This is a genomic window from Nocardia sp. NRRL S-836, assembly GCF_001279525.1.
GTDB lineage: Bacteria > Actinomycetota > Actinomycetes > Mycobacteriales > Pseudonocardiaceae > Lentzea.
This window is the reverse complement of record NZ_LGDY01000091.1, coordinates 207,725-230,983: the sequence shown is the minus strand read 5'-3', so window position 1 is coordinate 230,983 and position 23,259 is coordinate 207,725. Positions and strand designations below refer to the sequence as shown.

28 protein-coding genes and 1 pseudogene are annotated in these 23,259 nt (G+C 71.5%); 15 read left to right on the top strand and 14 right to left on the bottom strand.

Annotated features, from left to right (window positions below; all coding sequences use genetic code 11):
- Positions 1-315: 315 nt before the first annotated feature.
- Both ADL03_RS50185 and ADL03_RS46845 read right to left on the bottom strand, forming a co-directional pair.
- Complete coding sequence (locus tag ADL03_RS50185; protein WP_255353353.1) at positions 316-450, bottom strand: hypothetical protein; 135 nt, start codon at positions 448-450, stop codon at positions 316-318.
- Positions 451-560: 110 nt separating this feature from the next.
- Positions 561-710 (bottom strand): hypothetical protein, encoded by a 150-nt coding sequence (locus ADL03_RS46845; protein WP_157528503.1) that lies wholly within the window; start codon positions 708-710, stop codon positions 561-563.
- A 206-nt stretch (positions 711-916) separates the two neighbouring features.
- Between ADL03_RS46845 and ADL03_RS11995 the strand changes: the two genes are divergently transcribed.
- Positions 917-2,239, top strand: a complete 1,323-nt coding sequence (locus tag ADL03_RS11995; RefSeq protein ID WP_157528501.1) for an extracellular solute-binding protein — start codon at positions 917-919, stop codon at positions 2,237-2,239.
- Positions 2,240-2,283: 44 nt separating this feature from the next.
- On the opposite strand, the gene ADL03_RS11990 is transcribed toward ADL03_RS11995, so the two are convergent.
- The 3 genes from ADL03_RS11990 to fabG are packed head-to-tail and all read right to left on the bottom strand — an operon-like array spanning position 2,284 to position 4,874.
- On the bottom strand, positions 2,284-3,309 hold the full coding sequence (locus tag ADL03_RS11990) for a ferrochelatase (protein ID WP_053733443.1): 1,026 nt from the start codon (positions 3,307-3,309) through the stop codon (positions 2,284-2,286).
- A gap of 52 nt (positions 3,310-3,361) precedes the next feature.
- Entirely contained in the window at positions 3,362-4,129 is a 768-nt protein-coding gene (gene fabI / locus ADL03_RS11985; RefSeq protein WP_053733442.1) for an enoyl-ACP reductase FabI, read from the bottom strand.
- Between the two features lie 40 nt (positions 4,130-4,169).
- A complete protein-coding gene (fabG, locus tag ADL03_RS11980; RefSeq protein ID WP_053733441.1) occupies positions 4,170-4,874 on the bottom strand; it encodes a beta-ketoacyl-ACP reductase in 705 nt (234 codons plus the stop codon).
- A 119-nt stretch (positions 4,875-4,993) separates the two neighbouring features.
- On the opposite strand from fabG, the gene ADL03_RS11975 reads away from it, so the two are divergent.
- From ADL03_RS11975 to ADL03_RS11965, 3 genes are read left to right on the top strand one after another with little or no spacing between them, the layout of a single operon-like run.
- On the top strand, positions 4,994-7,576 hold the full coding sequence (locus ADL03_RS11975) for an FAD-binding and (Fe-S)-binding domain-containing protein (RefSeq protein ID WP_053733440.1): 2,583 nt from the start codon (positions 4,994-4,996) through the stop codon (positions 7,574-7,576).
- Positions 7,577-7,615: 39 nt separating this feature from the next.
- Complete coding sequence (locus ADL03_RS11970; protein WP_053733439.1) at positions 7,616-8,038, top strand: hypothetical protein; 423 nt, start codon at positions 7,616-7,618, stop codon at positions 8,036-8,038.
- 1 nt (position 8,039) lies between these two features.
- Complete coding sequence (locus ADL03_RS11965) at positions 8,040-8,471, top strand: hypothetical protein (RefSeq protein WP_053733438.1); 432 nt, start codon at positions 8,040-8,042, stop codon at positions 8,469-8,471.
- 57 nt (positions 8,472-8,528) lie between these two features.
- Here ADL03_RS11965 and ADL03_RS11960 read toward each other — a convergent pair whose 3' ends face one another.
- A complete protein-coding gene (locus ADL03_RS11960; protein WP_053733437.1) occupies positions 8,529-9,818 on the bottom strand; it encodes an MFS transporter in 1,290 nt (429 codons plus the stop codon).
- 114 nt (positions 9,819-9,932) lie between these two features.
- Here ADL03_RS11960 and ADL03_RS11955 point away from each other — a divergent pair, with 114 nt between their 5' ends.
- The 4 genes from ADL03_RS11955 to ADL03_RS11940 are packed head-to-tail and all read left to right on the top strand — an operon-like array spanning position 9,933 to position 13,287.
- Entirely contained in the window at positions 9,933-10,592 is a 660-nt protein-coding gene (locus tag ADL03_RS11955; RefSeq protein ID WP_053733436.1) for a response regulator transcription factor, read from the top strand.
- Entirely contained in the window at positions 10,593-11,897 is a 1,305-nt protein-coding gene (locus tag ADL03_RS11950) for a HAMP domain-containing sensor histidine kinase (protein WP_053733435.1), read from the top strand. It begins immediately after the preceding gene.
- A complete protein-coding gene (locus ADL03_RS11945) occupies positions 11,894-12,757 on the top strand; it encodes a TAXI family TRAP transporter solute-binding subunit (RefSeq protein ID WP_053733434.1) in 864 nt (287 codons plus the stop codon). The genes ADL03_RS11950 and ADL03_RS11945 overlap by 4 nt, the downstream gene beginning before the upstream one ends.
- Entirely contained in the window at positions 12,754-13,287 is a 534-nt protein-coding gene (locus ADL03_RS11940) for a dihydrofolate reductase family protein (protein WP_053733433.1), read from the top strand. Before ADL03_RS11945 ends, ADL03_RS11940 begins: the two co-directional genes overlap by 4 nt.
- Here the strand turns inward: ADL03_RS11940 and ADL03_RS11935 are convergent.
- From ADL03_RS11935 to ADL03_RS11920, 4 genes are read right to left on the bottom strand one after another with little or no spacing between them, the layout of a single operon-like run.
- Positions 13,284-14,249 carry a VWA domain-containing protein gene (locus ADL03_RS11935; protein ID WP_053733432.1) on the bottom strand — a complete coding sequence of 322 codons (966 nt, stop codon included), beginning with the start codon at positions 14,247-14,249 and terminating at the stop codon, positions 13,284-13,286. The genes ADL03_RS11940 and ADL03_RS11935 overlap by 4 nt on opposite strands.
- On the bottom strand, positions 14,246-15,202 hold the full coding sequence (locus tag ADL03_RS11930; RefSeq protein WP_053733431.1) for a DUF58 domain-containing protein: 957 nt from the start codon (positions 15,200-15,202) through the stop codon (positions 14,246-14,248). The genes ADL03_RS11935 and ADL03_RS11930 overlap by 4 nt, the downstream gene beginning before the upstream one ends.
- On the bottom strand, positions 15,199-16,263 hold the full coding sequence (locus ADL03_RS11925) for a MoxR family ATPase (protein ID WP_053733430.1): 1,065 nt from the start codon (positions 16,261-16,263) through the stop codon (positions 15,199-15,201). Before ADL03_RS11925 ends, ADL03_RS11930 begins: the two co-directional genes overlap by 4 nt.
- Positions 16,264-16,310: 47 nt before the next feature.
- Complete coding sequence (locus tag ADL03_RS11920) at positions 16,311-16,856, bottom strand: molybdenum cofactor guanylyltransferase (protein ID WP_053733429.1); 546 nt, start codon at positions 16,854-16,856, stop codon at positions 16,311-16,313.
- 101 nt (positions 16,857-16,957) lie between these two features.
- Between ADL03_RS11920 and ADL03_RS11915 the strand changes: the two genes are divergently transcribed.
- Complete coding sequence (locus ADL03_RS11915; RefSeq protein ID WP_053733428.1) at positions 16,958-17,299, top strand: DUF2203 domain-containing protein; 342 nt, start codon at positions 16,958-16,960, stop codon at positions 17,297-17,299.
- Here the strand turns inward: ADL03_RS11915 and ADL03_RS11910 are convergent.
- Positions 17,296-18,192, bottom strand: coding sequence for a hypothetical protein (locus ADL03_RS11910; RefSeq protein WP_197288267.1), 897 nt, complete (start codon positions 18,190-18,192; stop codon positions 17,296-17,298). The two genes, ADL03_RS11915 and ADL03_RS11910, sit on opposite strands and share 4 nt — an antisense overlap.
- Positions 18,193-18,282: 90 nt before the next feature.
- On the opposite strand from ADL03_RS11910, the gene ADL03_RS11905 reads away from it, so the two are divergent.
- From ADL03_RS11905 to ADL03_RS11895, 3 genes are all read left to right on the top strand, one after another.
- On the top strand, positions 18,283-18,831 hold the full coding sequence (locus ADL03_RS11905) for a cysteine hydrolase family protein (RefSeq protein WP_053733427.1): 549 nt from the start codon (positions 18,283-18,285) through the stop codon (positions 18,829-18,831).
- Positions 18,828-19,730 carry a GlxA family transcriptional regulator gene (locus tag ADL03_RS11900; protein WP_053733426.1) on the top strand — a complete coding sequence of 301 codons (903 nt, stop codon included), beginning with the start codon at positions 18,828-18,830 and terminating at the stop codon, positions 19,728-19,730. Before ADL03_RS11905 ends, ADL03_RS11900 begins: the two co-directional genes overlap by 4 nt.
- Positions 19,731-19,793: 63 nt before the next feature.
- Positions 19,794-20,351, top strand: a complete 558-nt coding sequence (locus ADL03_RS11895) for a cysteine hydrolase family protein (protein ID WP_053733425.1) — start codon at positions 19,794-19,796, stop codon at positions 20,349-20,351.
- On the opposite strand, the gene ADL03_RS11890 is transcribed toward ADL03_RS11895, so the two are convergent.
- Together ADL03_RS11890 and ADL03_RS11885 are read right to left on the bottom strand one after the other, a co-directional pair.
- Positions 20,338-20,727 (bottom strand): hypothetical protein, encoded by a 390-nt coding sequence (locus ADL03_RS11890; RefSeq protein WP_053733424.1) that lies wholly within the window; start codon positions 20,725-20,727, stop codon positions 20,338-20,340. The two genes, ADL03_RS11895 and ADL03_RS11890, sit on opposite strands and share 14 nt — an antisense overlap.
- On the bottom strand, positions 20,724-21,368 hold the full coding sequence (locus tag ADL03_RS11885; protein ID WP_053733423.1) for a hypothetical protein: 645 nt from the start codon (positions 21,366-21,368) through the stop codon (positions 20,724-20,726). The genes ADL03_RS11890 and ADL03_RS11885 overlap by 4 nt, the downstream gene beginning before the upstream one ends.
- 79 nt (positions 21,369-21,447) lie before the next feature.
- On the opposite strand from ADL03_RS11885, the pseudogene ADL03_RS49555 reads away from it, so the two are divergent.
- Positions 21,448-21,627: pseudogene (locus ADL03_RS49555) on the top strand (GNAT family N-acetyltransferase); the annotation flags it as partial.
- The gene (locus ADL03_RS49550) at positions 21,624-21,761 is read left to right on the top strand and encodes a hypothetical protein (RefSeq protein WP_231641781.1); all 138 of its coding nucleotides are present in this window, start codon (positions 21,624-21,626) and stop codon (positions 21,759-21,761) included. The pseudogene ADL03_RS49555 and the gene ADL03_RS49550, both read left to right, overlap by 4 nt.
- Here the strand turns inward: ADL03_RS49550 and ADL03_RS11880 are convergent.
- The gene (locus ADL03_RS11880) at positions 21,758-22,318 is read right to left on the bottom strand and encodes a TetR/AcrR family transcriptional regulator (RefSeq protein WP_053733422.1); all 561 of its coding nucleotides are present in this window, start codon (positions 22,316-22,318) and stop codon (positions 21,758-21,760) included. The two genes, ADL03_RS49550 and ADL03_RS11880, sit on opposite strands and share 4 nt — an antisense overlap.
- Before the next feature lie 83 nt (positions 22,319-22,401).
- Here ADL03_RS11880 and ADL03_RS11875 point away from each other — a divergent pair, with 83 nt between their 5' ends.
- On the top strand, positions 22,402-23,247 hold the full coding sequence (locus ADL03_RS11875) for an alpha/beta fold hydrolase (RefSeq protein ID WP_053733421.1): 846 nt from the start codon (positions 22,402-22,404) through the stop codon (positions 23,245-23,247).
- Positions 23,248-23,259: the final 12 nt, after the last annotated feature.

Genomic DNA, 23,259 nt, shown 5'->3' with positions numbered 1-23,259 from the left:
TGCGGTCGGACGTTTTCTCAGGCACGCAAACGTTGTCGCCCGAAAGTACTCGGCCGCGCTCCCGAACGATGCTGTCGAGGGACGCTCACGCAGGGCCGCAAACGTTGTCGCCGAAGGGTTTTCGCCTTCTCGGGGGATGCTCTGGGGCAGCGGTCGGGGCGCGAGGTCGCGACGCCCGCTCGGGGCCGGACGCTGGGACCGGTGCCGGTGGCACGCTTGTCTGGCGACCGGGCCGGATCCCTGTCGGCCAGCGGCACCTGCCGGACCTCGGCGGGTGCACGCCCCGGCAGCCGCCGCACCGACGTGGGGGCCGCTTCAGGCCGACCCGGCGCCCTCGGCCGCCCTGCTGGCGCGGTCACGGCGCCTGGCCGCCACGCAGTCACCGGCCTCGGCCATCCCGCTGACGCGCTCACGGCGTTCGGTCGCCCCGCTGACGCAGTCGGCGCCCACAGGCACCCCGCTGACGCAGTCACAGCGCTCAGGCACGCCGCTGGCGCGGTCACGGCGCTCGCTCGCCCTGCTGCCGCAGTCAACGCCCTCCCCCACCACGCGGCCACGGCCTACACCGCCGCAGTCACGGCGCTCGGCAGCGACACCGCCGCGGTCACCGCCGGCGGCAGCCACACCACCGCTGTCACGACGCTCGGCCGGTCCGCTGACGCGGCGAACGCCCTCGGCCACCACTCCGCCACAGCCAACGCTGTTGGCACCACACCAGTGCGGTCACGACACTCGGCGACCGCACCACCGCAGCCGCCACCACCGGCGCGTCGGCGGGCACCGGCACGTCGGCGGGCACCAGCGGCCACCGCCCCACCCGCATCACCACCGCGCCGACCACCCTGGGCCGCCACGCCCGAGGCGCGTCGTCCCGCACCCGAACCGCACCGTCCCCCACCCACCGAGGAGGTCCCAGGTGAACTGGCCGAGACGGGTCTGGACCGCACTACCCCGCCTGGGTCCGCCCGGTGTGGTCTGGGCGAACCGTTCCTGGCTCGCGATGGGCATGGCGGTCGGCATCGTGCTGACCATCCTGTTCACCAACGGCGTGCAGCCCCTGTTCCGCGAGTCGACGGCGTGGGAGAAGGGCAAGCTGGTCGTGCTGTCCGGCCGGGACCAGAGCGACGGGCAGCGGCGGGCGCTCATCAACCAGTGGAACGCCGAGCACCCCGAGCACCCGGCGGAGATCGTCGAGCTGTCGACGGAGGCCGACGGGCAGCGCAGCGAGATGGTGGCGCGGGCGAAGGAGAAGAGTGAGAACGCGGACGTTTACAACCTCGACGTGATGTGGACGGCGGAGTTCGCGCAGTCGGGGTATCTGCGGCCGTTGTCCGGTGTGGACACCAGCGGGTTCCTGAAGCAGCCGCTGGAGAGCTGCCGGTACCAGAACGTGCTGTGGGCGTTGCCGTTCAACACCGACGCCGGGTTGCTGTTCTACCGCAAGGACCTCGTCCAGGAGGCGCCGCTGGAGCTGGAGGACATCACGACCACGGCGACCAGGACGTTGCGGGCGGCGCAGGACGCGCGGTTGCAGGCCGGCTACACGGGGCAGTTCGCCGACTACGAGGGGATGACGGTCAACGCGCTGGAGCTGATCTGGGCCGAGAAGGGCAACGTGGTCGACGAGAACGGCAAGGTCGTCATCGACAACGACCGCACCCGGCGTGCGCTCCGGTGGCTCGCGGACGGGCTCAAGGGTGACAAGCCGATCGTGCTGCAGGACGCGCGGGTGGAGAACGAGCCGTTGAGCACGCAGGCGTTCCGGGACGGGAAGGTCGTGTTCATGCGCAACTGGCCGCTCGCGCACCGGGTGCTGACGGGCAACCAGGCGGAGTCGGAGGGGCGGCCGCGGCTGGACTTCACGGTGGCGCAGCTGCCGGGACCGAGTGTGCTGGGCGGGCAGAACCTCGCGATCTCCAGCAAGTCCAGCAAGCCGCGGGCCGCGCAGGCGTTGATCGAGTTCCTGACCGGGCCGCGCAGCCAGCAGCTGCTGTTCGAGCGCGGCGGGCTGGCGGCCACGAGAGGCATCGTCTACCAAGACAGCCGCATCGCGACCGAGCACCCGTACGCGCGCACGTTGCTGAAAGCCATCGAGAACGCGCGATTACGTCCGATCACGCCGTACTACTCGCGGTTCAGCGACGAGTTCCGCGGCGTGGTCCAGTACGCCATCGACCACGACGGCGCGCTGCCGTCCGACGCCGAGGAACGGCTGACGGCGGCACTCCAAGGGCGCTGAGGGAGCGGGCGCGAGGTTGGTCTCGCGCCCGCCGAAAACCCTGTCTAGGCCCTGGCCGGCCTCTTCGCCGGTTCGCAGCACAACGGCGCGCACGGGGCGCCGTTCACCGTGCAGCCGGCTGCCGTGAAGGACGACAGCTTGCGGGCCGGTGCGCCGGACGTGTGCTCGGCCACCAGCTCCACCACGAGCTCGGCGAAGCGCGGGTCGCCGTTCGGGGTGGCCGCGCGGGCGAACTCCATGCCCAGCTCGGTGGCGCGGTCGCGGGCCTCGGTGTCGAGGTCCCACACGACCTCGAGGTGGTCGGAGACGAACCCGATCGGGCACACCACCACGCCGGTCACGCCCTTGGCGTGCAGCGCGTCGACGTGGTCGACGATGTCCGGCTCCAGCCACGGGATCTGCGGAGGGCCGGACCGCGACTGCCACACCACGTCGTACTCGGTGACGCCCAGCTCGGCGGCGACCAGCCGGGACGCCTCGACGACCTGGCGGGAGTACCGGTGGCCGCCCTCGGACGGCGGTCCGGCGGCCTTGTCGGCGGACACCGGCACCGAGTGCGCGGTGAACACCAGCCGGTGCGGACCGGTCAGGGAGGCGGCAGCGGCACGAACGCCGTCGGCGAACGCCGAGATGAACAGCGGGTGGTCGAAGAACTGGCGCAGCTTCACCAGTTCGGGGCCGTCCGGCACGGCCGCCAGCGCGCGCAGGATGTCCTCGTCGTACTGACGGCAGGCGGAGTAGCCGCCGTAGGCGCTCGTCGGGAACACCAGCGCCCGGCGCACGCCGTCGGCCTTCATCTGCGCGACGGTGTCCTCGACCATCGGGTGCCAGTTGCGGTTGCCGAAGTAGATCGGCAGCTCGAAGCCCGTGGCGCGCACGGCCTCGATGGCTTCGAGGTTCAGGCGGTTGATCGGCGACACGCCGCCGAAGTGCTGGTAGTGGGCCTCGACCTCGTCCAGCCGCTCCGGCGGCACGCCACGTCCGCGCACCACGTTCTCCAGGAAGGGACGGACGTCCTGTGGACCTTCTGGGCCGCCGAACGACAGCCAGAGCAGCGCATCGAAACTCACCGCTCCATCCAATCAGACGCCCGATCGCCTCACATGACGAACACCTGTGACGTCAGAGACCGAGGAAGTGCACGCCGCCGTCGACGAACACCATCGATCCCGTGGTGGCCGGGAACCAGTCCGACAGCAGGCCGCAGACGGACTTCGCGACCGGCGTCGGGTCGTCCACGTCCCACGACAGCGGAGCCTTCTCGCCCCACATCTTCTCGAGCTCGGAGAAGCCGGGGATGGACTTCGCGGCCATGGTGCGCACCGGGCCCGCGGAGATCAGGTTCACGCGGATGCCGTCCGGGCCGAGGTCGCGCGCCATGTAGCGGTTGATCGACTCGAACGCCGCCTTCGCGGCACCCATCCAGTTGTAGGCGGGCCACGCCTGACGGGCGTCGAAGTCGAGGCCGACGACCGACGAGCCGTGCGACAGCATCGGGCGGACGGCCTGCACGAGCGCCTTGTACGAGTACGCCGAGACGTGCATCGCGACGGAGACGTCCTCCCACGGCGCGTCCATGAACGGCGCGCCGAGGCAGCTCTGCGGGGCGAAGCCGATGGCGTGCACGACGCCGTCGAGGCCGTCGACGTGCTCACGCACGCGGTCGGCCAGCGTGTCGAGGTGCTCCTGGTTCTGCACGTCGAGCTCGACCACGGGCGCGGGCTTGGGCAGGCGCTGGGCGATGCGCTGCACGAGGCTCATCCGGCCGAACCCGGTCAGCACGACCTCGGCGCCCTGTTCCTGGGCGACGCGTGCGACGTGGAAGGCGATCGACGCGTCGGTGATCACACCGGTGATCAGCAGCCGCTTGCCTTCGAGCAGTCCGGTCACTTGATCCAACCCTTTCGCAGAAAGAAGAGAACGAAGAACGTCAGTGGCCCATGCCGAGGCCGCCGTCGACCGGCAGCACGGCACCGTTGATGTAGCCGGCCTCGTCCGCCGCGAGGAACGTCACCGCGCGCGCGATCTCGTCGGCGGCGCCGTAGCGGCCGGCCGGGATCTGCTTCAGCGCGGCCTCGCGGACCGCCTCGGGCAGCTCGGCGGTCATGTCGGTGGTGATGAAGCCGGGCGAGACGACGTTCGCGGTGATGTTGCGCGACCCGAGCTCCAGCGCGATCGAGCGCGCCATGCCGACCATGCCCGCCTTGGACGCGGCGTAGTTGACCTGGCCGGCGCCACCGGTGAGGCCGACGACCGAGGAGATGAAGACGATGCGGCCGAACTTCTTGCGCAGCATGCCGCGCGAGGCGCGCTGGGCGAAGCGGAACGCGCCGGTGAGGTTCGCGTCGAGGACGCCGGTGAACTGCTCCTCGCTCATGCGCAGCAGCAGCGTGTCCTGGGTGATGCCGGCGTTGCAGACGAGCACCTCGACCGGACCGTGCGCGGCCTCGACCTCGGTGAACGCCGCGTCGATCTCCTCGGCGTTGGTCACGTCGCACTTCACACCGAGCAGACCCTCGGGAGCGCCGGAGCCGCGGTGCGTGACGGCGACCTTGTCGCCCTGCGCCGCGAACGCCTGCGCGATGGCGAGGCCGATGCCGCGATTGCCTCCGGTGACCAGAACGGACCGACTCACTAGCTCTCCTGAGAATCGCTGCTGGTTGACCGGGTGAGGCTATCGGCTACCCACAGGTAGCCCGGCATCGGCGGGGCAACCTCACACCCCGGCGGCCGAGATCGGGGCATGATCGGGTCATGCGGGCCTTCCTCGATCAACTCCGCCGCCACGTCGACGGCGACGTGCTCGACGACCCCGCGAGCCGCGCCCTGTACTCGGCGGACGCGTCGAACTACCGGCACGTGCCGCGGGTGGTCGTCCGTCCACGCACGACGGACGCCGTCGTCGCCGCCGTCGGGCTGGCCGCGGAGCACCGCGTCCCGATCACGAGCCGCGGCGCGGGAACGTCCGTCGCGGGCAACGCGTGCGGCACCGGCCTGGTGCTCGACTTCAGCCGCTACCTGACCGCCGTCGAGGTCTCCGGCGACCGCGCGCTCGTGCAGCCGGGTGCCGTGCTGGACGAGGTCAACGCGCGGGCCGGCGCGTACCTCTTCGGCCCCGACCCGTCGACGCACTCGCGCTGCACGATCGGCGGGATGATCGGCAACAACGCGTGCGGCGCGCACTCGGTGAAATGGGGCAAGACCAGCGAGAACGTCACGAACCTCGACGTGCTCACGGTCGACGGCCGCAGGTTCGGCACGACCTGCCCGCCGGAGCTGCGGCTGCCCACCCACGACCCGGCGTGGTTCCCGGCGCTCAGCCGCCGGGTCAGCGGCTACGCGCTGGACGCCCCGACGCTCACCCAGCAGCTCGTCGGCACCGAGGGCACCTGCGTGGTGCTGCTGGGTGCGGAGCTGAAGCTGGTCCGGCGCCCGGAACGGCGTGTCCTCGTCGTGCTCGGGTTCGCGGACACCTACGCCGCCGCCGACCACGTCACCCAGATCGAGGGCGCGCTCGCCGTCGAGGGCATCGACGATGCGCTCGCGCGCAGCGTCCGCACCCGTCCCGACCTGCCGGAGGGCCGCAGCTGGCTGTTCGTCGAGGTCGAGGACCACCCCGAACGCGTCGCAAGGACCGTCAAGAACTCGATGATCGTCCACGACCCGGCGCAGCAGCGGGCGCTGTGGCGGATCCGCGAGGACGGCGCCGGGCTCGCCACCCGCATGCCCGACGGCGGCGAGGCGTGGTCGGGCTGGGAGGACGCCGCCGTGCCGCCCGAACGGCTCGGCGCCTACCTGCGCGAGTTCGACCGGCTGCTGGCTCGCCATGGCCGTCGTGGCATCACCTACGGCCACTTCGGCGAGGGCTGTCTGCACGTCCGCATCGACTTCGACCTCGCGCGCGGCTACCGCGAGTTCCTGGAGGACGCCGCCGACCTGGTCGTCAGCCACGGCGGCAGCCTGTCCGGCGAGCACGGCGACGGCCAGGCGCGGTCCGAGCTGCTCAGCCGCATGTACCCGCCGGCGGCGATCAGGGCGTTCCAGGAGTTCAAGCACGCGTTCGACCCGTCGAACCTGCTCAACCCCGGCCGGATCGTGCAGCCGCGCAAGCTCGACGACGACCTCAGGATCCTCGTCGCACCACCGCGCATCCCCACCCGCGCGGAGTTCGCGAGCGACACCCGCCGCTGTGTCGGTGTCGGCAAGTGCCTGAACACCAGGGGCGGCGTGATGTGCCCGAGCTACCGCGTCACCAGGGAGGAGAAGCACTCCACCCGCGGCCGCGCGCACCTGCTGTTCGAGATGCTCAACGGTGACGTGGTCAAGGGCGGCTGGCGCTCGCCCGAGGTCGCCGAGGCGCTGGACCTCTGCCTGGGCTGCAAGGGCTGCAAACGCGACTGCCCGGTCGACGTCGACATGGCGAGCTACAAGGCCGAGTTCCTGCACGAGCACTACCGGGGCCGGCTCCGCCCGCGGTCGCACTACGCCATGGGCTGGCTGCCGACGTGGCTGAGGTTCGGCCTGGTCAACCGGTTCACCGCGCGGTTCGGCCGGTTCGCGGGTCTCACCCCGGAACGCGAGCTGCCCACGCCCACCACTCCCCTGGTCCGTCGGCTGCGCCCGCTCGGCGAGGGCGAGCCGGTGCTGCTGTTCCCCGACACGTTCACGAACTTCTTCGAGCCCGGCATCGGCATCGACGCGGCGAACGTGCTGGCACACCTGGGAAACCGGGTCGAGCTGCCGAACGCGAACGTCTGCTGTGGACTGACGTGGCACTCGACCGGCCAGCTGCCGAAGGCGCGCCGGGTCGTGGAACGCACCGCACGCGCGCTGTACCCGTGGACGAGCCGGGGCGTCCCGGTGATCGGCCTGGAACCGAGCTGCACGGCGTTCCTCAGGGCCGAAGCCCCCAAGCTCTCGACCACCAGGGAGGTGCGCGCGCTCGCCGACGCCACGCGCACGTTCGCCGAGCACGTCGCACCGCGGCTGCCGGACCTGCCCGGCGACCGCGCGGCCGTCGTGCAGACCCACTGCCACCAGTACGCGGAGCTGGGCTTCGAACCGGACCGCGCCGCGCTGGCGAAGGCCGGGCTGCGGCCCAGGGTCGTCGAGGGCTGCTGCGGCCTGGCCGGCAACTTCGGGTTCGAACAGGGCCATTACGACGTGTCGATCGCGTGCGCCGAGCAGGAGCTGCTGCCGGCGCTGCGGGACGACGAGACCGCGCTCGTGCTCGCCGACGGGTTCAGCTGCCGCACCCAGATCCGCCACACGACCGACCGCGCACCCGTGCACCTGGCCACCGCCCTCGCGGCGTCGCTGGGCCTCAGCCCGGTGTGATTTACCGCCGCATAACCGGTGTGCCCGAGTGTCCTGGCCATGCAGAAGAAGATCGGTGCCGCCGTGCTGGCGGCTGCCGCCCTCGCGATGACCTTCACCGGCACGGCGCACGCCGAGCGCAACCCGGCCTGCCCGAGCGGCGTCACGCAGATCGGCGCGACGAAGCTGCTCAAGCACGGCTCGGAGACCGTGGCCTCGCTCAAGCAGTTCAAGGGCTGCGACAAGAACTGGGCGTACGTCTACATCTGGGACGCGTGGCACGCCAAGCACCCGACCAACCACATCCGCGCGGGCATCTGGACCCGCTCCAGCGACGGCGCGGTCGACTACAACGGCCACGACGGCAGGTCGCAGGAGCTGTGGTCGCGCGGCGCGAACACGCTGAACGTCTGCACGTACGCCGCCGGTGATGTCTTCGGTTCGGGCTATGACGCGCACGGTTCGACCGAGGAGCGCTGCTGACGTGCTGAAGAAGATCGGTGCCGCCGTGCTCGCGGCCGCCGCCCTCGCCATGACCTTTACCGGCACGGCACAGGCCGAACGCAACCCGGCCTGCCCGAGCGGAGTCACCCAGATCGGCTCGACCGCGTACGTCAAGCTCGGCACGACGACCATCGCGTCGGTCAAGCAGTTCAAGGGCTGCAACAAGAACTGGGCCTACACCTACGTGTGGGACTCGTGGGTCGCCGCGCACCCGCGCGACTGGACGATCTTCGTGGGCGTCTGGACGAAGGACGGCCAGCAGGCGCGTGACTCGTTCAGCAGCCGCACGGGCGCGCAGGAGGCGTGGTCCACCGGCGCGAACACGCTGACCGAGTGCACGTTCGCCAGGGGTGCCGTGCAGTCGGTGGCCGGCGACTACTGGGAGGACGCCACCACCAGCCTGCGCTGCTGAGAAAAGCCAGGGGGGAGGCGGAGGGTGGTCGCGCATGACCACCCTCCGCGTGGCTCGTCAGTGGCGGTCGAGGACCGAGTCCTTCGAGGTCTCCCGCATGAACCCGTAGACCAGCAACGAGATCAGCACGCAGCCCGCCACGTAGTAGAAGAACACCGACTCCATGCCCGCCTGCTTGAACCACAGCGCCACGAACTCGGCCGTGCCACCGAAGATCGCGACGGTCAGCGCGTAGGGCAGGCCGACGCCGAGCGCGCGGATGTTGGTCGGGAACAGCTCGGCCTTCACGATCGCGTTGATCGACGTGTAGCCGGTGACGATCACCAGGCCGCCGAGCATCAGCAGGAACGCCGGGAACGGCGCCGACGTCTTCCCGAGCACCGTCAGCAACGGCACCGTCGCCAGCGTGCCGAGCACACCGAAGCCGAGCAGCAACGGCCGGCGGCCGATCCGGTCGGACAACGCGCCCGCGACCGGTTGCAGCACCACGAAGACGAGCAGTGCGGCGAAGTTGATCCAGCTCACGGTGGCCGCGTCGATCTTGCTGGTGTTGACCATGAACTTCTGCAGGTAGGTCGTGAAGGTGTAGAACGCGACCGTGCCGCCGAGCGTCAGCCCCACGACCAGCAGGCACTCCCTGGGGTGGCGCAGCAACGCGCGCAACGTGCCCTTCGGCGCGTTCTCCTTCTGCCGCTCGAAGTTCTCCGACTCGTCCATGCCGCGCCGCAGCCACATCACGATGATCGCGCCGGTCGCGCCGATGACGAACGCGATCCGCCAGCCCCACGACGTCATCTCGGCCTTGGACAGGAACTGCTGCAGCACGATCTGCACACCGAGCGCGATCAGCTGGCCGGCTGTGAGCGTCACGTACTGGAAGCTGGAGTAGAACCCGCGCTTGCGCGGCGAGGCCACTTCGGACAGATAGGTCGCGGAGGTCGAGTACTCGCCGCCGACGGACAACCCCTGCAACAACCGGGCGAGGACCAGCAGCACCGGTGCCGCGACCCCGATCGTGCCGTACGACGGCGTCAGAGCGATCAGCAACGAGCCGAATGCCATCAACGTGACCGAGAGGGTCAGCGCGGCCCGGCGGCCGTGGCGGTCGGCGTAGCGGCCCAGCAACCAGCCGCCGAGCGGGCGCATCAGGAAGCCGACCGCGAACACGGCGGCGGTGTTGAGCCACTGCGCGGTCTGGTCGCCCTTGGGGAAGAACGCGGACGCGAAGTAGATGCTGAACGCGGTGTAGGCGTACCAGTCGTACCACTCGATCAAGTTTCCGACTGACCCGCGCAGGACGTTCGCCACCACGCGGCGCTCGCTGCTCTTCTGCTGGACGACTGTCATGCCGACACGATCTCGGCGCCCCGCACCCGTCACAACCTGGGCGGCGGCTTCTTTACAGTCGCTTAAGCGCGTCGCCACGCGCAGGAAACGACCATCGGGGGCGATACTGCTCGAATGCGGGTGCTGCTGGTCGAGGACGACGACGGGGTCGCCGACGCCCTGGTGGAGGCGCTGCGGGCGAACGGCCACCGGCCCGTCCGCGTGCGCCGGGGAGCCGACGCGCTGATCGCGCACCGGGACGCGGACGTGGTGCTGCTCGACCTCGGGCTGCCCGACCAGGACGGGCTGGAGGTGCTGCGCAAGCTCCGCAGGATCGACCCGGTGCCGGTGCTGGTGCTGACCGCGCGCGGTGACGAGCGCACGGTGGTGCGCGGGCTGCGGCTGGGGGCGGACGACTACCTGGTCAAGCCGGTGCGGCTGGCCGAGCTGCTGGCCCGCATCGACGCGGTGGCGCGGCGCAGTGCGGCGCGGTCGCAGGAGCAGGGCGACCTGGTGCGGGTGTCCGATGTGGAGATCGACCTGCAGAGCCGTCAGGTCGTGGTCGGCGGGCGGGAGATCTCGCTGACCACCAAGGAGTTCGAGGTGCTGGCGGTGCTGGCGCGGCGGCCGGGCACGGCGGTGAGCCGCCAGCAGCTGATGGACGAGGTGTGGGGCAACGCGTTCGTGGCGGTGTCGCGGACGCTGGACGTGCACCTCACGCAGCTGCGCGCCAAGCTCGACCGGCCGGGGCTGCTGCACACCATCCGCGGTTTCGGCTACCGGCTCGGTGAGTAGATGCGGCAACGGCTGCTGGTGGTGCTGCTGCTCTTCTCGCTCACGGCGGTCACCGCGTTCGCCGCGCCCCTGCTGCTGAGCACGGCCTCCGAACGCACGCAGCAGTTCGTGATCAGCCGGACCGCCGACCTCGACCGGTTCGCGACCCTGCCGGGTGACCTGGTGGTCGCGGAGGCGTTGCGCTACACCGAGGTCTACGGCGAGGAGGTGGTGGTCGTGGACGCCGCGGGCCAGCCGCTCGTCGAGTCCGGCATGACGGTCGCCGACGTGTCCGCGCAGATCGACGCCGCCCTGCGCAACCAGCCGGCCGCGCCGGTGCCGACCGTGCTGCCGTGGAACGGCGGCGACGTGCTGTTCGCCCGGCCGGTCGGCACCGGCACGAAGGTGGCGGGCGCGGTGGTGATGCGGGCGTCCACCGGGGTCGCGGCGGCCGACGTCGCGCGGCGGTGGGCGTTGGTGCTGGCCGGGGCGCTGCTGGCGGCCTGCGCGTGCGTGCTGCTGGTGCTGGTGGTCGCGCGGTGGCTGTTGCGGCCGTTGAAGGAGCTCGACCGGGGTGTGCGGGCGGTCGCAGAGGGTCAGCGGCGCACGCACGTGGCCGACACCGCGGGACCGGCCGAGCTGCGGGCGTTGGCGGAGTCGTTCAACCGCATGTCCGACGCCGTGGCCGAGGCCGCAGACCAGCAGCGCCGGTTGATCGCCGACGCCTCGCACCAGCTGCGCAACCCGATGGCCGCGCTCCGACTGCGGGTGGACATGTTGCCGCGCAACGGTTCCCTGCTCACCGAGGTCGAACGGCTGGAGTCGCTGCTCGACGGGCTGCTCGCGCTCGCGTCGGCGGAGAGCACCGCGACCGAACGCGCGGCGGGCGGCGTCGAACCCGAGCTCGCGGACCTGCGGGTCGTGGCGCACGACCGGGTGGACGCGTGGCGGGCGGCGGCCGGGTCGGCGGGGGTGACGATCACCGTCGACGACCGGGCGCCGGGACTCGTGCGGTGTGCCGTCTCGGACCTGGCCCAGGTGCTAGACGTGCTGCTGGACAACGCCATCAAGTACGGCGGCTCCGAGGTCGCGGTGGTGTGCGACCGGTCGACGCTGACCGTGCGGGACAACGGGCCGGGTCTGTCCGAGGAGGACATCGAGCACGCCACCGAACGGTTCTGGCGTGGCGAAGGCCCGCAGCGCGGCACCGGGCTCGGGCTGGCCATCGCCGAACGCATCGTGACCGCGCACGGCGGCAGACTGAGGCTGCACACTGACGGCGGCCTGGTCGCGACCGTGGAACTGCCGAAGGAGCCGCTGCTGTGAGACGCCGCGCCTTCCTGCTGGGCACCCTGCTGCTGACCGCGTGCGGGGCGAGCGAGCCCAGCGGCACGATCCGGATCGCCGGCGGTGAGCCCGGCGGCTTCTACAACGACTTCGCCGTCCTGCTCTCCCGCTTGGCCCCCAGCCCGCTGACCATCACCCCGGTCGAGACCGGCGGCAGCGCCGACAACCTGCGGCACCTGCGCGACGGCACCGCCGACCTGGCGCTGACCCTGAGCGACAGCGCCCACCTGGAACCGGGCCTGGTCGCGATCGGCCGCGTCTACGAGAACTACCTGCAGCTCGTCGTGCTCAAGGACTCGCCGTACCGCACGGCGGCCGACCTCGTCGGCAAGCCGGTGTCGCTGGGTGCCACGGGGTCCGGCGCGGCACTGCAGGGTGAACGGCTCGCGCTGGGCGTGCGGGAGGAGCACTACCCGCTGCGCAACGCCGTCGACGCCCTGAAAGCCGGTGAGATCGCGGCGCTGCTGTGGTCCGGCGGCGTGCCGACGCCGGAGCTCGACCGGGCGAGCGGCATCAGGCTGCTGCCGCTCGACGGCTTCCTGCCGAGGCTGCGCCAGGAGCACGGCAAGGTCTACGAACGCGCGGACGTGCGCACGGGCGTGTACGGCTCACCCGTGGACGTCCCGACGATCGGCACGCCGAACCTGCTGGTGTGCCGGCCCGGTCTCAGCGCCGAGCTCGCGGGCGCCGTCGTGCGGCTGCTCGTGGCCAGGGCGGCGGAGCTGGTGCCTCAACAGGCGCTCGGCACGCAGTACCTCGACGTGCGCAGTCTCATCGACACGGGCAGAGTGCCACTGCACCCAGGCGCGGCGGCGGAGTACCGGAGGCTGCACGGATGATCATCACGATGGCGTCGGTCTCGCTGGACGGGTTCTTCGAGGGACCCGGCCACGACATCAGCTGGCACCACATGGACGACGAGCTGCACGACCACATCAACACCGAGCTGGCAACCATGAGCGCGTTCCTCGACGGCCGCCGCACGCACGAGCTGATGCTCCAGGTGTGGCCGCACGGCGACGAGAACACCGACTGGCCGCAGAAGCAACGCGACTTCGCGCCCATCTGGCGGGACGTGCGCAAGATCGTGTACTCCCGCACGCGCGAGTTCACCGAGTGGAACAGCGAGACCCGCCGCGAGGTCGACCCCGACGAGGTCAGGGCGCTGCCCGGCGACAACATGGTCGGTGGCGCGGACCTGCTCCAGACGTTCTTCGAGCTCGACCTGGTCGACGAGGTCCGCCTCTACGTGAACCCGGTCGCGATCGGCAGCGGCACGCCGTTCTTCCGCAAGCCGAACGCCCTGGCGCTCAAGGGCACCAGGGCGTTCGGGGTCGGGGTCGTGCTGCTGACCTACGGCCGCCGCTAGGGCAGCCGCTGGCCCAGGACCAGCGCCATCGCGGCCGCGAGCATCGCCGTCAGCGTGCCGAGCACCAGCCACGGCTTCGACGCGTCGGCCTGCTTCTTCTCGTAGCCGATCTGCTCGCCGAGCGTGTCGTACACCCGGCGCAGCTCCTCGGCGGAGGCCGCCTTGAAGAACTCGCCGCCGGAGATCTTCGCGATCTCCTTCATCGACTCGTCGTCGACCGGCACGGCCTGCTGGCGGCCCTCGATGTCGACCACGCCGTCCTCTGTGCCGAACGAGATCGTGGAGATCGGGATCCCGGCCTTCTTCGCGTCGTCGGCCGCGTCGAACGCCTTGCGGGTGCCGACGGTCTCCTTGCCGTCCGTCATCAGCACGATGCGGGCCGGAGGGGGCCCCTCGGCGCCGCCGACGACCTTGCCGAACGAGTCGATCGACGCCATCGCGGCCACCAGCGCGTCACCGGTCGCGGTCGACTGGGCGAGCTTGAGCCCGTCGATCGACTGCGTGACGGCCGCACGGTCCGTCGTCGGCGCCACCAGCACCGTCGCGGAGCCGGCGAACGAGATCAGGCCCAGGTTGATGCCCGGCGTGAGGCCCTCGGCGAACGACTTGGCGGCCACCTGGGCGGCCTCCAGCCGCGACGGCTTCACGTCGGTGGCCTTCATCGACAGCGACACGTCGACCACGAGCATGACGGTCGCCCGGTTGCGCGGCACCCGCTGCTCGGACGTCGGCCCGGCCAGCGCCACCGTCAGCAAAGCCAAGGCGGCCAGCAGGAACGCCGCCGGGACGTGGCGCGACCAGCGGTCCCGCTTGGGCGCGACCTTCTCCAGCAGCTCCAGGTTCGTGAACCGCAGCACGCGCTTGCGGCGCATGCGCTGCGCGACCACGTAGCCGGCCACGAGCGCGCCGACGGCGACCAGCAGCAGGAACCACCACGGGGCGACGAAGTTGGAGAAGCTCATGCGACACCCCCGGACCAGCGGCGTTTGCGCGCCACCACGAAACGGACCGTGTCCGCGATCCAGTCCGAGTCGGTCCGCAGCACCAGGTGCCCGGCGCCCGCGCGGCGCAGCCCGGCGGCGACCTCGGCCCGGTGCTCGGCGGCCGCGGCGTTGAACTCCTTGCGCAGCAACGCCGACGCGGTCACCTCGCGCTGCCGGCCGGTCTCCGGGTCGGACAGCACCACGGTGCCGACCTCGGGCAGGTCGACGTCACGCGGGTCGACGACCTCGATGGCCACCAGCTCGTGCCGTGCCGACAACGCGCGCAGCGGACGTTGCCACTCCATGCCACCCAGGAAGTCCGAGATCACCACGATCAGCCCGCGTCTGCGGGGTGGGCGGCGCAGCTGCTCCAGCAACGCCGCCAGGTCACCCCGCGTGCCCTCGGCGGCGCGGGGCGTCTCGGCGATCTTGCGGATCATGCCGCGGGCGTGCGCCAGGCCGCCGCGCGCCGGGATGCGCACGCTGTCGGCACCCGTCGACACGGCGGCACCGATCCGGTTGCCGCCACCGCGGGTCAGGTGCGCGACGGCGGCGGTCGCGGCGATCACCAGGTCGCGCTTCTCGCAGGCCGCCGTGCCGAAGTCGAGCGAGGGCGACAGGTCGATCGCCAGCCACGTCTCCAGCTCGCGGTCGGCCACCGTCTCGCGGATGTGCGGCACGGTGGTGCGGGCGGTGACCGCCCAGTCCATCCGCCGCACGTCGTCGCCGGGCTGGTAGGTCCGCGCCTCGCCCGGTTCGCTACCCGGCCCCGGCACCAGGCCGAGGTGGTTGCCCTGCAGCAGGCCGTCCAGGCGGCGCCGCACGTCGAGCTCCAGCATGCGCAGCGCGGCCTCCATGCGGCCGCCGTGCAGCACGGGTGGCGCCCATGACGGGCGCTCGGCCTGGTTCGCGGTGGCCTTGTCCGCGCTCACGGCCTACCAGCCGGAACCGGCTGCTGCGGGCGCGCGGACACCTGCGGCAGCGGCACGATCTGCAGCACGCGGGTGATGATGTGGTCGATCGGCACGCCGTCGGCCAGCGCGTCGTAGGACAGCACAAGGCGGTGGCGCAGCACGTCCGGCACCACGTCCACGACGTCCTGCGGCAGCACGTAGTCACGGCCGCGCACGAGCGCCAGGCCACGCGCGGCGGCGATGATGCCCAGCGACGCACGCGGCGAGGCACCGTAGGCGACCCAGCCCGCGACGTCGGTCAGGCCGTGCTCGGCGGGCGCACGGGTCGCGATCACCAGCCGCACCACGTAGTCGACCAGCGCGTGGTGGACGAACACGCGCGAGGCCACGCCCTGCAGCCGGACGAGCTCCTCCGGCGAGAGGACCTGGTTCGGCATGGGCGCCTCGACGCCCATGCGGTAGACGATCTCGCGCTCTTCCTCGGCCGTCGGGTACTCGACCTGGATCTTGAACAGGAACCGGTCGCGCTGCGCCTCCGGCAGCGGGTACACGCCCTCGTTCTCGATCGGGTTCTGCGTCGCCAGCACCAGGAACGGGTTCGGCATCGGGAACGTCCTGCCGCCGATGGACACGTGCCGCTCGGCCATGACCTCCAGCATCGCCGACTGCACCTTGGCGGGCGCGCGGTTGATCTCGTCGGCCAGCACGAAGTTGGCGACCACGGGGCCGAGCTCGACGTCGAACGCCTCGCTGGACTGGCGGTAGATGCGGGTGCCGAGGATGTCGGCGGGCACCAGGTCGGGCGTGAACTGCACGCGGCTGAACGAGCCGCCGACCACGCGGGCGAAGGTCTCGACGGCGAGCGTCTTCGCGACACCCGGCACACCTTCGAGCAGCAGGTGGCCCTTGGCCAGCAGACCCACGAGCATCCGCTCGACGAGCCGGTCCTGGCCGACGATGACCCGCTTCACCTCGAACACGGTGCGTTCGAGCAGCTGGGCGTCACGAGCCGGGGTGACGGGCGCCGATGCGTTCGGCGTTGCCTCGGCGGCGGGCTCGGTCACGGTGCGGGCCTCCATGCGAAACAGGGTTTTCCGATCGTGGAACAGTCTTGCTCACCGGCTGTTCAGGGGGTGTGAAGGGTCCCCAGGTCGGCCGGGGTGTCGACGTCCCGCGCCTCACCGGGCAAAGCGGACACCTCGACCGGGGCGAGCTGGAGCAGCGTGCGGCGCAGCGGCTGGTCGCGCGGGTCGTCCGGCAGGGCTTTGCGCAGGTCGGCGACGTTCCAGAAGCCGATCAGCCACTGCGGGCGGTCGTCGGCGAGCACGGCGTTGGCGCGCGCGTCCCGCAGCCGCGCGATCGTGTCCCTGGTGAGCCCCGGCTGGTCGACGGCGAGGACGGCGACCCACTCCTGGGTGACGTGCGCGAGTCCCGCGGCGAGCCCGGCCAGCGGTCCGCCGCCGGGCGGGTCCTCCCTGGCCCAGACGACGCCGGGCCGGTCTTTCTCGGGCCCCACAACGACGACCTGCACCGCATCGTCCACAACGGACAGCACGTGGTCGAGTAGCGTGGCGTCCCGGTAGGACAGCGCGGCCTTGTCGACGCCGCCGAGCCGTTCACCCTTGCCTCCGGTGAGGACGATCGCCGCGTAGGTCGTGCGCCCCCGTTCCATGCCCCCAGTCAACCAGACGCACGTGCGCGACGGCCGCGAGAAGCCGAGCCGGTGCACCCGGCCGCCGCACCGCCACGGGCGCTGTGCCAGCCTTGGTCCCCGTGGAACTGTTCACGCTCGACGAGGCCCGCGCCGAGCTCGCGCGGCTGCTGCCGGTGCTCGACGAGATCGTCCGCCTGCGCGCCGACGCGGCCGAGCTCGCCGCCGGACAGTCAGCGCTGGGCGGGCTGCCGGAGTTCAAGGGCGCCCAGGCGCGGCTGGACGAGCTGCTGGAGTCGGTGCAGCAGACCGGCGCCGAGCTGAAGGGCTTCGCGCCGCTGCTCGTCGACTTCCCGTCCGAGCTCGACGGCGTGCCGGTGCTGCTGTGCTGGCTGGAGGGCGACCGGGCGCTGGACTGGTACCACCGCGCCGACCTCGGGTTCGCCGGTCGCCGCCGGCTCTAGCCCGGCGCCAGCAGGCCCGCCACGAGCAGCATCGCGAGCAGGCCGGCGATCAGGCCGAACGCCGCCAGGTACTGCCCGGCGGTCGCCCTGCCCGGCATGCGGCGCACGATCACGACACCCGCCAGCGCCAGCGCCACCGCGATCGGGGCCAGCGCCCGCCAGGCCCTGTCCCACGTGAACGGCAGGTAGTCGTCCGCGCCGTAGAGCGACAGGACCAGCGCGGGCAGGCCCAGTCCGGCGGCGGCCCCGGCGGCGAGGGTGTTGAACCGCTGCTGCACCTCCCCCTCCTGCGCCACGGCGAACGTGGACACGCTGCCCAGCAACGACTGCAGCCGCGTGACCTCCTCGCCCAGCTCCGCGTCCACCGCCTGGCAGTGCCGCAGCGCAGCGGCACTGCCCCGGTGTTCGCGCACCGCCTCACGGGCGTGGTCACGGGCCCTGCTGAACGCCATCGACAGCTCGACCAGCTGCGCCAGCACCGAGCGCAACGCGGCGCTGCGGCGCTGGGCCAGCAGGTCGGCGACCTGGCGTTCCACCTCGTAGCGCAGGTCGCGCAGCTCGGCGACGGTGTTGCGGGAGCCCTCGGCGACGGCCTTGGCGATCGTGGTCGCGCCGTCGGTGACCGGGTGGGCGGGGTGGCAGAGGGCGGGCGCGAGGTCCTCGGGCCGCCACGTCTCCTGGTGCCAGCCACCGGTCTCGTACCAGGCGCCCTGCACGACGAGCGCGATCCTGTCCGGCTGCACGTGCGCCGCGCCGACGACGATCCTGCGCTCACCCGGCGCACCGATCAGCCGCACGAACGGCGCCATCAGCGCGTCACCCTCGACGTGGTCGACGAGCGTGACTTCGGCGCCTAACTCGGGGTCTGCCGGGTCTCCGGCGAAAACGCGCATGATCGTGATCTTCGCATGGTGACCGGATCGGTCCGCACCACGGCCGGGTCGTGCCTGTTTCCGGCGCGTCAGGTCGGCGAGGCTGGGCACATGAAGCGAGCATTGATCGTCATCGACGTGCAGGAGTCGTTCCGGCAGCGCCCCGACTGGGCCGGGGTGTCCAACCCCGACGTCGTGGGCAAGGTGAACCAGCTGGTGGACCTCACGCGCGACGCCGGCGACCTGGTGGTGTGGGTGCTGCACTCGGAGCCCGGCAGCGGCACCGTGTTCGACCCGGCGTCCGGGCACGTGCGGCTGATCGACGGCCTCAAGCCGCTGGACGACGAGCCGGTGCTGACCAAGACGGCGCACAACGCGTTCACCACCACGAACCTGCAGCAGACGCTCACCCGGCACGGCGTGCGGGAGCTGCTGGTCAGCGGCATCCGCACCGAGCAGTGCTGCGAGACGACCACGCGGGTCGGCTCCGACCTCGGGTTCGACATGACGTTCGTGACCGACGCGACGGCGACCACGCCACTGCCGCACTGGCGGACCGGCGTGGTGCTCGGGGTCGAGGAGATCATCGAGCGCACGGAGTACGTCCTGGCGGGCCGGTTCGCGCGGATCTCGGATGTCGCTACGCTGACCGGATCGTGACCAAAGTCGTTTTCCTGCTCGTTCCTGGAGTGCACCTGCTCGACCTCGCGGGGCCGGCGCAGGTGTTCTCCAGCGCTGCCGACTCCGGCGGTGACTACGCGCTGTCGTACGTCGGCGACTCGGAGTCGGTGGCCAGTCATCAGGGCGTGCCGCTCGGCGCGTCGACCGACCTGCCCTCGCTGACCCCGGACGACCTCCTGCTCGTGCCGGGCTGGCGGTCTTCGACCTTGGCGGGCACGGGGGCGTTGAGTGCGCGCGCTCTGACGTGGGTGCGCGCGCACCACGACGAGGGCGGCATGGTCGCGAGTGTGTGCGCCGGAGCCGATGCGCTGGGGCGCGCCGGTCTGCTCGACGGCCGCCGTTGCACCACACACCACGACTTGCAAGACGAGCTCGAACGCCGCTACCCCGCCGCACGGGTTGTGCGCGATGTTCTGTTCGTCGAGGACGGTCGCGTCGTGACGTCCGCAGGTATCGCGAGCGGCATCGACCTCGCGTTGCACCTCGTCGCCGTGCGCAACGGCCCGACGGTGGCCGCCGCCGTCGCACGCACGATGGTGGTCTACGCGCGCAGGAACGGCGACGACAACCAGGCCAGTGTGCTGCTGCGGCACCGTTCCCACATCAACGAGACCGTGCACCGCGTCCAGGACGTCATCGAGTCACGCCTGACCGACCGGCTCTCGCTGGCGGAGCTCGCGGCGCTGGCGGGGTGCAGCGAACGGACGGTCACGCGCCTGTTCGGCCGTGCGACCGGCATGACTCCGTTGCGCTACCAGCAAGCCTTGCGCGTCGAACGCGCCGAACACCTCATCGGCAAGGGCGCCACCGTGGAGACCGCCGCACGCTCGGTCGGCTTCGAGGACGCGCGGATGTTGCGCCGCCTGCGTTCCCGCTGAGCCGCACGCGTGCGGCCCGCCGACGGTCGACACACCCTCCCCACCAGGGCATAGGCTGCCGCGGTGACGACTCTTGCGAACCGCCCCAGCACCGCGTTGCTCGTGATCGACGTCCAGAACGGCGTCGTCGGCCACGCCCACGACCGCGACGCCGTGGTGGCCAACGTCGCCACCCTCGTCGACAAGGCCCGCGCCGCCGGCGTCGACGTCGTGTGGGTGCAGCACAGCAACCCCCAGCACATGCCGAAGGACTCCGACGGCTGGCAGTTCGTCCCCGAGCTGAAGGTCGCCGACGGCGAACCGGTGGTGCACAAGACCTACGCCGACTCGTTCGAGGACACCGACCTCGAAGAGGTCCTCGCCGCCAAGGGCGTCGGCCACGTCTACGTCTCCGGCGCGCAGACCGACGAGTGCATCCGCTCCACCCTGCACGGCGCCCTGGTCCGCGGCTACGACGCCACGCTCGTGAGCGACGCGCACACCACCGAGGACCTCTCCGAGTGGGGTGCCCCGACGCCGGACCTCGTCATCGCCCACACGAACCTCTACTGGGCGAACCACACCGCGCCGGGCCGCACGGCGGGCACGGTGAAGACGCAGGACGCGTTCACGCAAGGGTGAGCAGGTGGGAGCTCGGGCTGTAGTCGATCTTCCAGTCCTCGTACACGCCGCACTGACCGCACGCGAGGCAGCGCAGCCCGACGCTCACCCACCGCACCTCGCCGTCGGGACGGCACGACACCCCGAGCGCGGCGGCGAACTCCTCGCCGCCGCACGGACACGCGCACTCCTCCGCGTCGTCGTCCTCCCAGTACTCCGCCGAGTCGGCCATGAACGCCGCCGCCCCGCACCCGAGGCACGTCCTCCGCACCGCGCACTCGTCGGTCAGCTGCACGCCGAACGCCCGGCCACCACACCCGCCGCACACCGACTCCACCACGTGCGTGACCTCGTACCCGCCCGCCTCGAACTCCCGGACGTACCCGTCGAGCGTCATGCCGCCAGCCGGTTGATCTCGTCGCTGCGCAGCACCCGCGTGGCCGGCCGGACGCCCTTCGCCAGCGCCACCACGGCCCGCCCGAGGTGTTCGGTCGACGTCACGTACCTCGGCGCGATCCGCCGCAGCAGCGGGAACAACCACGACGACCACGTGTAGACGTAGCGGTAGATGCGGGTTCGCGAGGTCGCGCCGTGGCGTGGCTGGATGAACCCCGGCCGCACCACGAACGCGGGCCGGTCCAGCGCCAGCAGCTCGTTCTCGGTGCGGCCCTTCACCCGTGCCCACATCGTCTTGCTGTCGGCGTTCGCGCCCTCACCCGACACGTACACATACGTGCCGCCGACTACACGGGCCGCCTCCAGCGCGTAGTCGTGCGTCACGGGCGTGTACTCGGCCTCGCTCAGACCCGCCGACGTGACGCCCATGCAGTAGAAGCACGCGTCGGCGTCGGCCAGGTCGCCGGCGATCGGCGTCAGGTCGGCGAAGTCCGCGTGCACGACGTGCCGCTGCTTCGGCGACGTCACGGTCAACGGCGAGCGCCCGACCGTGACCACCTCACGCACCGCGGGGTCGAGCAGGCACTCCCGCAGCACGCCCTGACCGACCATTCCGGAACCGCCGAACACCACGACCTTCACACCACCAACCTAGCCGCCACGGCTTCGCACGCGTCCACACCGGGCGGGAAGCTCCTCGCCCGCCCGGCCCGGCGACCTCGGCTGGGTCGTGCAGGCCCACGGCGAGCGGGTCGGCTGCGTGTTCTGCGTCCGGGCGGACGACACCACGGCCAAGCTGCGCGTGCTGCTCGTGCACCCGAAGGCGCGCGGCGAGGGCGTCGGCAACCGGCTGGTCGAGACGTGCCTGGACTTCGCGAAACCGCCGGCTACCGGCGCATGACACTGTGGACGGTCGACAGCCTGGTCTCCGCCAGGAAGATCTACGAGGCGCACGGCTTCGCACTGGCCGACAGCACACCCCGGCGCAGCTTCGGCCACGACGTCGTCGGCCGGCACTGGGAGCGCGCGCTCTAACCGAACAACCGCTCCAGCCGGTGGTCGACCAACGCCACCGTCTCCTCCGGCCGGTACGACCCGGTCAGCACGCCCACCGCGAGCCCGGACGCGAGCGCCACCAGGCTCTCCAGCTCCACGAGCGCGTCGTCGCCGGGCACGAGGTGCACCAGCTGCGCCGCGAGCTGCCTCGGGATACCACTCACGACGGCCCGGATCTCCGGGTCCGTGACGGCCCGCAGCAGATACGCGTAGTAAACGGCGGACGTGCGCCGGCTGTCCTCGTCCACCGGCAGCATGCCGACAACCGCGGCCCGCACGACCGCCCGCGGATCGCCCTTCGCCGCCTCCAGCTCGGCCGACATCCGCGCCACCGCGACCGCGATCACGCGCTCCAGCCCGTAGTGGATCATCTGGTCCTTGCTGGTGAAGTAGTACTGCACCAGGTTCATCGAGATGCCGGCCTCGGCGGCGACCCGGCGCAACGTCACGGCGGCGAGCCCCTCGGCCATGGCGATCCGCCACACCGCCTCGGTGATCTCCCGGCGGCGTTCCTCATGATCCACACGCTTCGGCACGGGCCAACTCTGCCACATCGGATGACAACGGCACTCACGCTGGGTTATAGTGCAAGTGCACAACAAAACTCCAGGGGGAACCGATGAAGCTGAGTGCGTTCGCCAGCGAGAAGGCGAGACAGCGCTACCACGAGGTCTACGACGAGATGCTCGACTGGCCGCTGCCCCACGACGACGTGACGGTCGAGACGTCGTTCGGCTCGGTCTACGCACGGCGCAGCGGCAACGAGAACGGCGAGCCGGTCGTCCTGCTGCACGGCCTGGCCGCCACCTCACTGATGTGGCAGCGGTACATCGCCGACCTGGGCCGCGACCACCTGCTCTACGCGGTCGACACGCTCGGCGAGGCCGGCCGCTCGGTGCAGAGCAAACCGATCACCGACGCGCACGAGACCGCCGCCTGGCTCGCCGAGACCCTGACCGGCCTCGGCCACGACAGCTACCACCTCGTGGGCCTGTCCCGCGGCGGCTGGCTCGCCCTCAACCAGGCCGTCCACTCCCCCGAGCGGGTGAAGCGGGTGACCGCGTTCGACCCGGGCGTGTTCTTCGACGCGCCGAACAAGGGCCGCCTCTACCTCTTCAGCGGCCTGCTGCTGATGCTCCTGCCCGAGCCCGTCCGCCGCCGCGTGCGGCCGGGCTCGAAGTACAGCGTCTTCGTTGACCCGCTGCTGCGCAGGATGGTGCTGGCGGGCCTCGGCTTCCAGATGAGGATCCACATCGGACTCGGTCTCACCGACGAGGAGGTGGCGTCGATCTCCGTGCCCACCCGTGTGGTCCTGGCCCGGCGCAGCGCCGTGGAGGACGTCGCCGCGACCGAGGCCCGTCTCGCACGGGTGGCACCGCACGTCGAGGTCGTGACCGTGGACGAGCACCACACGCTCGACCTGGTCGAGCCGGGGTTCCTGCGCGAGCAGGTCACCGCGCGCTGACCCGGCGGCGGA

Coding starts and splice junctions, on each gene's coding strand:
- ADL03_RS11920 (WP_053733429.1), bottom strand. CDS start 16,856: ATGGAACGGGGGCGCACGACCTACGCGGCGATCGTCCTCACCGGAGGC.
- ADL03_RS11955 (WP_053733436.1), top strand. CDS start 9,933: ATGCGGGTGCTGCTGGTCGAGGACGACGACGGGGTCGCCGACGCCCTG.
- ADL03_RS11970 (WP_053733439.1), top strand. CDS start 7,616: ATGCAGAAGAAGATCGGTGCCGCCGTGCTGGCGGCTGCCGCCCTCGCG.
- ADL03_RS11960 (WP_053733437.1), bottom strand. CDS start 9,818: ATGACAGTCGTCCAGCAGAAGAGCAGCGAGCGCCGCGTGGTGGCGAAC.
- ADL03_RS11935 (WP_053733432.1), bottom strand. CDS start 14,249: ATGAGCTTCTCCAACTTCGTCGCCCCGTGGTGGTTCCTGCTGCTGGTC.
- ADL03_RS11975 (WP_053733440.1), top strand. CDS start 4,994: ATGCGGGCCTTCCTCGATCAACTCCGCCGCCACGTCGACGGCGACGTG.
- ADL03_RS11890 (WP_053733424.1), bottom strand. CDS start 20,727: ATGACGCTCGACGGGTACGTCCGGGAGTTCGAGGCGGGCGGGTACGAG.
- ADL03_RS11940 (WP_053733433.1), top strand. CDS start 12,754: ATGATCATCACGATGGCGTCGGTCTCGCTGGACGGGTTCTTCGAGGGA.
- ADL03_RS11905 (WP_053733427.1), top strand. CDS start 18,283: ATGAAGCGAGCATTGATCGTCATCGACGTGCAGGAGTCGTTCCGGCAG.
- ADL03_RS11875 (WP_053733421.1), top strand. CDS start 22,402: ATGAAGCTGAGTGCGTTCGCCAGCGAGAAGGCGAGACAGCGCTACCAC.
- ADL03_RS11925 (WP_053733430.1), bottom strand. CDS start 16,263: ATGGAGGCCCGCACCGTGACCGAGCCCGCCGCCGAGGCAACGCCGAAC.
- ADL03_RS11910 (WP_197288267.1), bottom strand. CDS start 18,192: ATGCGCGTTTTCGCCGGAGACCCGGCAGACCCCGAGTTAGGCGCCGAA.
- ADL03_RS49550 (WP_231641781.1), top strand. CDS start 21,624: ATGACACTGTGGACGGTCGACAGCCTGGTCTCCGCCAGGAAGATCTAC.
- ADL03_RS11950 (WP_053733435.1), top strand. CDS start 10,593: ATGCGGCAACGGCTGCTGGTGGTGCTGCTGCTCTTCTCGCTCACGGCG.